The 9,512-nt window shown below is 61.4% G+C and carries 10 protein-coding genes; 7 read left to right on the top strand and 3 right to left on the bottom strand.

Annotated elements, in window-relative coordinates; genetic code table 11:
* Window positions 1-46: 46 nt before the first annotated feature.
* Window positions 47-232: a protein DnrP gene (locus AC1DIS_RS18850; protein WP_477781026.1), complete on the bottom strand. Its 186-nt coding sequence runs from the start codon at window positions 230-232 to the stop codon at window positions 47-49.
* 5 nt (window positions 233-237) lie between these two features.
* On the bottom strand, window positions 238-921 hold the full coding sequence (locus AC1DIS_RS18845) for a Crp/Fnr family transcriptional regulator (protein WP_018927791.1): 684 nt from the start codon (window positions 919-921) through the stop codon (window positions 238-240).
* A 584-nt stretch (window positions 922-1,505) separates the two neighbouring features.
* On the opposite strand from AC1DIS_RS18845, the gene AC1DIS_RS18840 reads away from it, so the two are divergent.
* Both AC1DIS_RS18840 and AC1DIS_RS18835 read left to right on the top strand, forming a co-directional pair.
* The gene (locus tag AC1DIS_RS18840) at window positions 1,506-2,696 is read left to right on the top strand and encodes an NnrS family protein (protein WP_477781025.1); all 1,191 of its coding nucleotides are present in this window, start codon (window positions 1,506-1,508) and stop codon (window positions 2,694-2,696) included.
* 28 nt (window positions 2,697-2,724) lie between these two features.
* Window positions 2,725-3,162 carry a membrane protein gene (locus AC1DIS_RS18835; protein WP_018927795.1) on the top strand — a complete coding sequence of 146 codons (438 nt, stop codon included), beginning with the start codon at window positions 2,725-2,727 and terminating at the stop codon, window positions 3,160-3,162.
* Window positions 3,163-3,238: 76 nt separating this feature from the next.
* Here the strand turns inward: AC1DIS_RS18835 and ytfE are convergent, their stop codons facing one another.
* Window positions 3,239-3,913: an iron-sulfur cluster repair protein YtfE gene (gene ytfE / locus AC1DIS_RS18830; RefSeq protein WP_018927796.1), complete on the bottom strand. Its 675-nt coding sequence runs from the start codon at window positions 3,911-3,913 to the stop codon at window positions 3,239-3,241.
* 154 nt (window positions 3,914-4,067) lie between these two features.
* Here ytfE and norR point away from each other — a divergent pair, with 154 nt between their 5' ends.
* The 5 genes from norR to ubiU all read left to right on the top strand — a co-directional run bounded on the left by norR (window position 4,068) and on the right by ubiU (window position 9,503).
* Window positions 4,068-5,597, top strand: coding sequence for a nitric oxide reductase transcriptional regulator NorR (norR, locus tag AC1DIS_RS18825; protein WP_026286548.1), 1,530 nt, complete (start codon window positions 4,068-4,070; stop codon window positions 5,595-5,597).
* Window positions 5,598-5,696: 99 nt separating this feature from the next.
* A complete protein-coding gene (gene pdxH / locus AC1DIS_RS18820; protein WP_026286549.1) occupies window positions 5,697-6,344 on the top strand; it encodes a pyridoxamine 5'-phosphate oxidase in 648 nt (215 codons plus the stop codon).
* A 162-nt stretch (window positions 6,345-6,506) separates the two neighbouring features.
* Window positions 6,507-7,061 carry a molybdenum cofactor biosynthesis protein B gene (moaB, locus tag AC1DIS_RS18815; RefSeq protein ID WP_477781024.1) on the top strand — a complete coding sequence of 185 codons (555 nt, stop codon included), beginning with the start codon at window positions 6,507-6,509 and terminating at the stop codon, window positions 7,059-7,061.
* Window positions 7,058-8,293, top strand: coding sequence for a molybdopterin molybdotransferase MoeA (locus AC1DIS_RS18810; protein ID WP_192351175.1), 1,236 nt, complete (start codon window positions 7,058-7,060; stop codon window positions 8,291-8,293). Before moaB ends, AC1DIS_RS18810 begins: the two co-directional genes overlap by 4 nt.
* Window positions 8,294-8,507: 214 nt before the next feature.
* A complete protein-coding gene (gene ubiU, locus AC1DIS_RS18805) occupies window positions 8,508-9,503 on the top strand; it encodes a ubiquinone anaerobic biosynthesis protein UbiU (protein ID WP_018927801.1) in 996 nt (331 codons plus the stop codon).
* Window positions 9,504-9,512 lie beyond the last annotated feature (9 nt).

The raw sequence follows: 9,512 nt of genomic DNA, 5'->3' as shown, positions 1-9,512 counted from the left end.
GCCGAACGCAGGCTGCGCCASCTGCTACAGGGGATATGTGCGATCTTCAGTTGCGCGGCAACCAGAAAAACATCACCACGCAATAGACCGTCAGGCCAACGCAGAACCACATGAATCGGCGCTGCCGACGTTCCCCGGCGTATTCGGCCAGTGCCGGCAGGGGCATGCCGCATTGGTGGCACTCGGTTTCTTGTGAAGGGTTGGCATGTTGGCAATACAGGCAGACGGGCATGGCACTCACTCGAACTGTTCCAGGCGCAGACGATCAAGAATGGCGATCTGACGGCCGTCCTGGGTGATGATGTTTTCATCGATCAAGCGGCGGATGATTCGCGAAAAGGTTTCTGGCTGGATCGACAGATGCCCGGCAATCAGTTGCTTGGCCATCGGCAGTTCGAATTGGCAGTCAACGGTTTGCTGGCGCACCAGTTGCGTCAGCAGATAACGCACGACCCGGTGGGTGGCGTTTTTCAGCGACAGGGTTTCGATTTCGTTGACCCGTTGATGTAAGCGAACGCAGAGCTTGCCCAGTAGTGCGAAGGTCAACCGACTATTGCTCTGCAGCAGGCGCATGTAGGTGCTGTTGGATAAACGATAGAGCTGGGTGGGGCAGATCGCTTCGGCCGAGGCCACATAGTTTGGGGTGTCCATCAGCATCATCGCCTCGGCGAAGGTTTGCCGCTCGCTGATGACCTCGAACACTTTCTCCTGCCCATCCGGTGTCAGCCGGTAGATTTTTACCGCGCCGGCAATCACGAAGTAGAACGCATCGGCCGGCTCGCCCTGACGGAACAACGGCTCGCCTTTGTCGATGCTCAGCAATTGGCTGGTACTCATCAATTCGTCCAGCTGTTCTTCGTTCAACGGCTCGAACAGATGATGACTGCGCAGAATCTGGTGATGGACGCGGTGAAGCACCATGAGAATTCATCCTGAAGATTGAGAAGGGGGGCTGGTGAACAAGTCAGACGAGGCCCAGGGAAACGCCGCTGGCTACGGCCAGGATTGAGGTCAACACCACGAACCAGGCCAGTGGCTGGATGACTTTTTTCATGACGACTCCTGGGATCGGTTTGTTTGATTTCCACAAGCTTGAGCAAGACATGGGCCAGGCTTGGAGGCCTTTATTTAGCGGGGTTCTCAGGCGTGAGGGTAAAAAAGACCCTGAGGATTAGGGTGAAAATAACCCTTTAATGGTCATTTGTACCCTGATCCGGAATGCCCTGTGGCGAGGGAGCTTGCTCCCGCTGGAGTGCGAAGCACTCCCAACATCGATCTACGCGGTATGTCTGATAGAACGCATTCGCCGGTTTTACGGCTGCTGCGCACCCGAGCGGGAGCAAGCTCCCTCGCCACAGGAATACGAGAAAGCATCAGGGCACGCCCCTTGCACACTTGATCTGCGACAACGGCAATGGATCGGTAATACCCGATGATTGCCCCTGGATTTACCTCGGCGCCTGCGGGTTGGTGTCAGGTCGGCAACAAGGTAGAGGAGTGGTTTTATGCAAGTGCTTGACCGCCGTAAAGCGATGRCAATCACGCCGCTGTTTCGGCTGGCCTTTCGGCCACTTTTCCTCGCCGGTTGCCTTTTGGCAGTGCTGGTCATTCCACTCTGGCTGGCGGCCTTCAGTGGTTCGATTTCCAACTGGCAGCCGGCGGGCGGTTGGCTGGGCTGGCATCGGCATGAATTGCTGTTCGGGTTCGGGTTGGCGATTATCGCGGGCTTTCTGTTGACGGCGGTGCAGACCTGGACCGGTCGCCCCGGCCTCAGCAGCAAACCGTTGGCCGCGCTGGCGTTGCTGTGGTTGTTGGCGCGGGTGGCCTGGCTGGCCAATGCGCCATGGCCGTTGCTCGCCGTGCTGGAACTGGCGTTCCCGTTGGCGGTGGCGGTACTCATGGGCTTCACCTTGTGGAAAGTGCGGCAGAAACGTAACTACCCGATTGTGGTGGTCTTGATGTTATTGGCCTTGGCTGACGGGTTGTCTCTGTACGGCCTGGTCGAGGGGCACGAAGGCTGGCAACGCCAGGGCGTGCTGAGCGGCCTCTGGCTGGTGGCGGCGATGATGGGGTTGATCGGCGGGCGGGTCATTCCGTTCTTCACCCAGCGCGGCCTTGGTCGGGTTGAAGGCGTTGCCGCCTGGCCCTGGCTGGATCGCCTGCTGTTGGTCGGTTCGCCGCTGGTGGCGTTGTTGTATGCCGCAGGACCGGCGCTCAACCCCAATGTCTGGGTGGGCCTGCTGTTCGCGGTGCTGGCGGCAGGGCATCTGGTGCGCCYGGTGCGCTGGCATGACCGGGCACTCTGGCGCGTGCCGTTGTTGTGGTCGCTGCATCTGGCCTATGGCTGGCTGGCGGTGGCGTGTCTCGGGATGGCGCTGTGGCATTTCGGTGTGCCGATCAACCCGAGTCTGGCGGTGCATTGCCTGACCATCGGGGCCATGGCTGGCCTGGTGCTGGCGATGATCGCGCGGGTCAGCCTCGGCCACACCGGTCGCCCCCTGGAACCGCCATCGGGCATGACCCTGGCGTTCATTCTGCTCAACCTGGCGTGTCTGAGCCGGGTGGTGTTGATCCTGTTTTTCCCCTTGGCCGCATTGTGGTTGGCCGGTCTGTGCTGGGCGCTGGCGTTTGCACTGTATGCCTGGCGCTATGGGCCGATGCTGTTGCGGGCCCGGGTCGACGGTCATCCAGGATGAATACGCGAATGAATGGAGGCAGCCGCTGATGTATCCCTTTTTACTGGTCACGCATTTGCTGGCGGCAATCGCCTTCATTGGCACGCTGTTTTTCGAGGTGGTCATCTGGCATCGCGCCCGCCAGCCGTTGACGGAGATTGCGCAAGTGACGGCGGATCAGGCGATTGCCCTGCGTTCGCGTAAGGTTCTGCACGGCGTGGTGTTGCTGTTGTATGGCGCCGGCATCGGTTTGGCGTGGCAGTACCGTGGCGCATTGAGTCAGCCGCTGGCCAGCAGTTTTGGTACGTTGCTGAGCCTGAAAATCCTGTTGGCCTTGAGCATCATCGGTCATTACTTGCTGCTGGCCTATTGGCTGACCCACGGGCGCCTGACCGCGACCCGCGCAAGCTGGATTCGCCGCAGCATTCTCGGGCACATGGTGTTGATCGTGATCCTGGCCAAGGCCATGTTCTATTGGCACGGCTGATCGCAATACGTCCCTCATAAACAAAACCCGCGTCATCCGGTTGGATGGCGCGGGTTGGGGGGTGGCCGGTAATCGATCAATGGCGGGGGTTCAGGGCATTAATGAACAGCACGTTGTTTTCCAGGTGGATGTGTTGCATCAGGTCGTCTTTGAACTCCAGCAGCCCGCGGTAGAGCGCACGCCAGGTGTTACAGGCATCGGCGGGCGGGATGATGTGATTGGTCAGGGCGAGCATCTTCTCCAGCGCTTCACCATGTTGATCGTGTTCGAAACGCAGCACCTGGATCGGCGGTGCGGCCTGAGGGCCAACGCCTTGTTGCAACATCGGGAAGAGCACTTGTTCTTCCTTGAGCATGTGGCCTTCGAGTTCCTGCTGCATGTCTGTCAGCAGATCGGCCAGGCCGTTGGGGCAACTGCTGCGCGCGCCATGGACCTGCTCGACGCGGCGAGCCAGTCGGATCAGCTCCGGCAGTTGCTCGCGGTGGCGGGCGTGGTAGCGCGCCAGAAGGTGGGCGATCAGCAGTTCCGACGGTTCGTTGCGCCAGTCGTGCTGGGTTTCGCCGGCGTCTTGCAGAATCTGCAGGGCGTCGGCAATGAGGACCGGATCGAGGTTTTTGCCAAGGGCCGCTTCACGCAGGCTTTTATGCCCGCCGCAACAGAAGTCCAGTTTGAAGGTGTGAAAGATCCGGGTGGCACCGGGAATGTCGCAGGCCAGTTGGCCGAGACTTTGTTCCAATAGGGGCTGGCTCATCAGGGTTCCTTGTTTGGGTTTCAACGGTTCCCCAGGCTCATTGCACCCGGCATGCCATTTTTAACGTATTGAAAAACATGGATTAATTTTTAGTTGTGGTGATATTCACCCTGATGCTTCAGGGTAAATACAACCATAGAGGGTGATGACTACCATGCTGCGAGAAAGCCTGGCGGCCGACCTGATCGTCGAGTTGCCCAATGCCGTGCGGTTGCAACGACTGGTCCAGACCCTGCGCGAATACTTCAACAGTGGCGCCGTGGGCTTGCTGCGTCTGGATGACGACAGCCTCAGGCCCGTTGCAACGGTGGGGCTGGTTCATGAAGCGTTGGGGCGCCGGTTCGTCATTGCCCAGCATCCTCGGCTGGCGGCAATCATGGCGTCGCGCGAGCCGACCTGGTTCGAGCCCGACAGCCGCCTGCCGGACCCCTACGACGGCTTGCTCGACAACCATGTCGGCGAACCGCTGCCGGTGCATGACTGCATGGGCGTGAGCCTCTATGTCGAGGGGCGGATCTGGGGCGCGATCACCCTCGATGCGCTGCACGCCGGGACCTTTGACAACCGGGCGCGGGAAGAACTCAAGCGTTGCACTTTGCAGATCGAAGCCGCCGTGCGGGTCACCCGCCTGGAGCAGGAAAACCGCAGCTTGCGCCTGTCCCGCAGCGATCCTCAGGACTTGCGCGTGCCCGTCGGAGAAGGCGAGATCCTTGGGCAAAGTGAGGTGTTGCATCAGTTGCTCAATGAGCTGGATGTACTGGCCGATTCCGATCTGCCGGTATTGCTGCTGGGCGAGACCGGCGTCGGCAAAGAGCTGTTCGCACGGCGCTTGCATCGTCTTTCAAGGCGCCACCACAAACCGCTGATACAGGTTAACTGCGCAGCCTTGCCGGAGTCGCTGGCAGAGAGTGAGTTGTTCGGGCATGTCAAAGGCGCCTTTTCCGGTGCTACGAGTGACCGTGCCGGACGCTTCGACGCCGCCAACGGTGGCACGCTGTTTCTCGATGAAGTCGGGGAGTTGCCCTTGAGTGTGCAAGCGAAATTGCTGCGCACCCTGCAAAACGGCGAGATCCAGCGCCTGGGCGCCGACAAGCCGTTGCACGTCGATGTGCGCATCATCGCCGCCACCAATCGGCACCTGCCGGACAGCATCCGCGATGGCTTGTTTCGCGCCGATCTGTATCACCGCCTCTCGGTGTACCCGGTGCCGATTCCAGCGCTGCGCGAGCGTGGTCACGATGTGTTGATGCTGGCCGGGCATTTTCTGGAGCTCAATCGGGCGCGGCTCGGCCTGCGAGGTTTGCGTTTGTCGCCGGCGGCGGAGCGAGCCTTGCTGGCATACACCTGGCCGGGCAATGTGCGCGAACTGGAGCATGTCATCAGTCGGGCCGCGTTGAAGCAGCTCAGTCGCGGGACGAGTCGCACATCGATCATGACGCTGGAGCCAGAGGTTCTCGATCTCGACAGCCCGGTGGCAGCATCGGGGGCAGAGGTCGAGCCATCCCGGGACATTACGGTTGATCTGCCGTTCCAGCCCCTGGGCGAAGCCGTCGATGATTACCAGCGCAAGAAGATCCTCGAGGCCCTGAGCCTGTCCGGGGACAACTGGGCCAGCGCCGCGCGAATGCTGGAAGTCGACCCCAGCAATTTGCACAAACTGGCGCGGCGCCTGCGTCTGAAGTAGGTCAGGGCGTTGTYGCTTCGACCCTCGGTGTTGATGGCGGTCAAGGTGGTATCGCGCAGTGCCTCGCACACTGCGCAAAACCTTCCGGAGATCACCGTCATGCCCCTGTCCCTGGCCCAAATGCGCCGTAACTACACCCTTAATGGCCTGCAAGATGAGGCTGCGCTGGACGATCCGTTGGCGATGTTCCGGCAATGGCTGCAACAGGCCCGCGACACCGAGTGCGCACCTGTCGAAGCCAATAGCATGGTGCTGGCGACGGTCGATGATGAAGGGCGGCCGCACTGCCGTGTGCTGTTGCTCAAAGGCTTGAGCGATGAAGGTTTTACTTTTTTCGGTAATTACCAGAGCGACAAGGGGCAGCAGYTGGCGGTCAATCCCTATGCCGCCATGACGTTTTTCTGGCCAGGGCTGGAGCGTCAAGTGCGCATCGAAGGCCAGGTGTCCAGGCTCGACCCGCAACTCTCGGATGCATACTTCGATTCCCGCTCGATGGCCAGTCGCCTGGGCGCCTGGGCTTCACCGCAAAGTCGTCCGTTGGCCAGTCGTGCCGCGCTGGAGTCGATGTTGGCGCAGACCATCAAGCGCTTCGTTGGCCAGACCGTCTCGCGCCCCGAACATTGGGGCGGTTATTGCCTGCACCCTGAACGTCTGGAGTTCTGGCAGGGCCGTGCCGACCGCTTGCATGACCGTCTCGATTACCGGTTGCGAGATGGTGCATGGCAACGGCGCCGCTTGGCGCCTTGAGCGACGAGTAAGTTCCCCCGTAGCAGCCTGCGGCAGCTGCTACGGGCTTGAGTCCCCCATTAATCCATAGACCCCGACGAGGTACCTCCTTGGAGGAATAGGCTCGTTCGCTATTCCGGTTCAGGCTTTGGGCCATACCCTCATCTACGGGAAAGCCTGGATATGGCCCATCTGACGCAACGCACGTTTGAACCCCTGAACATCGCCGTACTGACCATCAGCGATACGCGCACCTTTGACACCGACACTTCAGGACAGACCCTGGCGGATTTGCTGCAAACGGCCGGGCATGTGCTGATCGATCGTGGCCTGGTCAAGGACGACATTTATCAGATCCGCGCAACGGTCTCCCAGTGGATCGCCGACCCCCGGGTGCAAGTCATATTGATGACTGGCGGCACCGGTTTCACCGCTCGTGACAACACACCGCAAGCGGTGCTGCCACTGCTGGACAAACATGTGGAAGGCTTCGGCGAATTGTTCCGCCAGGTGTCGCTGGAGGAGATTGGCATGTCCAGTCTGCAGTCCCGGGCACTGGCCGGGATGAGTAACGGTGTACTGGTGTGCTGCGTTCCTGGCTCACCGGGTGCCTGCCGGACTGCCTGGAACAAGATTCTGCTCGAGCAACTGGACAGTCRCACCGGCCCGTGTAACTTCGCCCCGCATTTGAAAGCGCAAGCACAGCGGGTCATCGACGCCTGCGAGACACGCTCATGAGCGGCCGGGTGTGCGACCTCGGCAACCTGATGCCCGTGGACGAGGCCATCAGCCGTCTGCTCGACCAGGCGCCACCACCACCCCTGGCGCAAATGGTCCGTCTGGACCAGGCCATGGGGCGGGTGCTGGCGGTGGACATTCATTGCCCGGTGAACCTGCCGGCCTGGGACAACAGTGCCATGGACGGGTATGCCCTCAGGGCTGGTGACCTGCCAGCGGAAGGTGGCTGTTTGACGATTGGCGGGCGAATTGCGGCGGGGGATCAGGCGCGCTCGCCCTTGCTTGCGCAGCAAACGGTGCAGATCTTTACCGGCGCGCCATTGCCACCGGGTGCCGATACCGTCGTGCCGCAAGAGCGCTGCCGGGTCGAAGGCGAGCGAGTCTGGTTCCCGCCCGTAGCCGTTGGCGATCACGTGCGCAAGGAAGGGGAGGAAGTTCGCCGCGGGCATCTGCTGCTCAAGGCTGGCAAACGCCTGCGCGCACAAGAACTGGGGTTGCTGGCCGGCGCCGGGATCGCCCGGGTCGAGGTCTATAGGCCGTTGCAAGTGTGCCTGCTCAGCAGCGGTAATGAACTGCGCGAGCCGGGCGATTCCTTGGCACCGGGGCAGATCTACAACAGCAACCGGTATTGCCTTGCTGCGTTGTTGCGCGGCTGGGGCGTCGAGGTGCATGACTATGGCGTCATGGCCGATGAGTTGGTGGCCAGCCGGCATGCCTTGAGCCTGGCGTCTTCGGAATGCGACTTGCTGTTGAGCTCCGGTGGCGTGTCGGTCGGCGAGGAAGATCACCTCAAACAGGCCATCGAGGAACTGGGCAGTGTGGATTTCTGGCGGCTGGCCATCCAGCCGGGTAAGCCATTGGCCTATGGCGAAGTGGCCGGTAAACCGTGGATCGGTATGCCGGGAAACCCGTCAGGGGCGCTGATTACCGCGTTGGTGGTGGTGCGTCCGTTCCTGCTCCGGGCCCAGGGCGTGACTGACGTGCTGCCAGTGCCGTTGGCTGTACCCGCCGGGTTCGACTGGTTGCAGCGTAACAAGCGTCGACAATACCTGCGGGCCAGGTTGATTCCCGGTGCCGATGGCCAGTTGAGTGTGGAACTGCACCCTCAGCAAAGCTCGGCCATGTTGACCGCCGCGTGCTGGGCCGACGGGCTGGCGGTGATCGAGTGCGAGCAGCAAGTGCTCAAGCACGACAACGTGATGTTCCTGTCCTTCGCCGACCTGATGCAGTGATGGCAATTGATTGCCGTCAAGGCTGTGCCTGCCGGTCTGGCTAGACTGTGTGGCGAGGGAGCTTGCTCCCGCTGGGTCGCGAAGCGGCCCTGTTATTCAGGCCTGCTGCGCAGTCCAGCGTCGGAACGCCGCCCGGAGCAAGCTCGCTCGCCACAAGCGCATTCCAACCATGGCTGATCAGGCTCCGGACTGCGCTTTTTGATGAGGATTACCCATGCAACTGGTCTGCCCGGCAGGGAATCTGCCTGCGCTTAAAGCGGCGGTGCGCCAAGGCGCCGATGCCGTGTATGTCGGCTTTCGCGATGACACCAATGCCCGGCATTTCGCGGGGTTGAACATGGACGACAAACAGTTCGACGCCGCCGTCGCCCACATCCGCCAACATCAACGCAAACTCTACGTCGCGGTCAACACGTACCCACAACCCAAGGGGTGGGAGCGCTGGCAACGGGCGGTGGATCGTGCCGCCGATTTCGGCGTCGATGCGCTGATCGCCGCCGACCCCGGGGTGCTCGACTATGCCAGTCAGCGTCACCCGCAATTGGCCCTGCATCTGTCGGTTCAGGGGTCGGCAACCCATGCCGCGGCGCTGGAATTTTATGCGCAGCGCTACGGCATTCGTCGCGCGGTATTGCCACGGGTGTTGTCGTTGGCGCAGGTACGTCAAGTCGCCGCCAGCAGCTCGGTGCCCATCGAAGTCTTTGGCTTCGGCAGCTTGTGCATCATGGCCGAAGGGCGTTGCCACCTGTCTTCCTACATTACCGGTGAGTCGCCGAACCTGTGCGGTGTCTGTTCGCCAGCCAAAGCCGTGCGTTGGAGCGAGGACGCCGAAGGCTTGAGCGCGCGCCTCAGCGAAGTGCTGATCGATCGCTACACCCCTGACGAATCGGCCGGTTACCCGACCTTGTGCAAAGGCCGTTTTCTGGTCGATGGCAAACGCTTTCATGCGCTGGAGGAGCCCACCAGCCTCGACACCCTGGACTTGCTCCCGGAATTGACGGCCATTGGCGTCGAAGCGGTGAAAATCGAGGGCCGCCAACGCAGCCCGGCGTATGTCGAACAAGTCACCCGGGTCTGGCGCGCGGCATTGGATGCTCACCGTGGCGCGCCCGGCAGTTTTCGGGTCAAGGAAGAATGGCGTCAGGTGCTGGCCGGTTTGTCCGAAGGCAGCCAGACCACCCTGGGCGCTTATCATCGATCATGGCAATGAGGGACGCGA

The sequence above is a fragment of the Pseudomonas sp. 05N433 genome (genome assembly GCF_056396925.1).
This window is presented reverse-complemented; position numbering and strand designations above follow the sequence as displayed.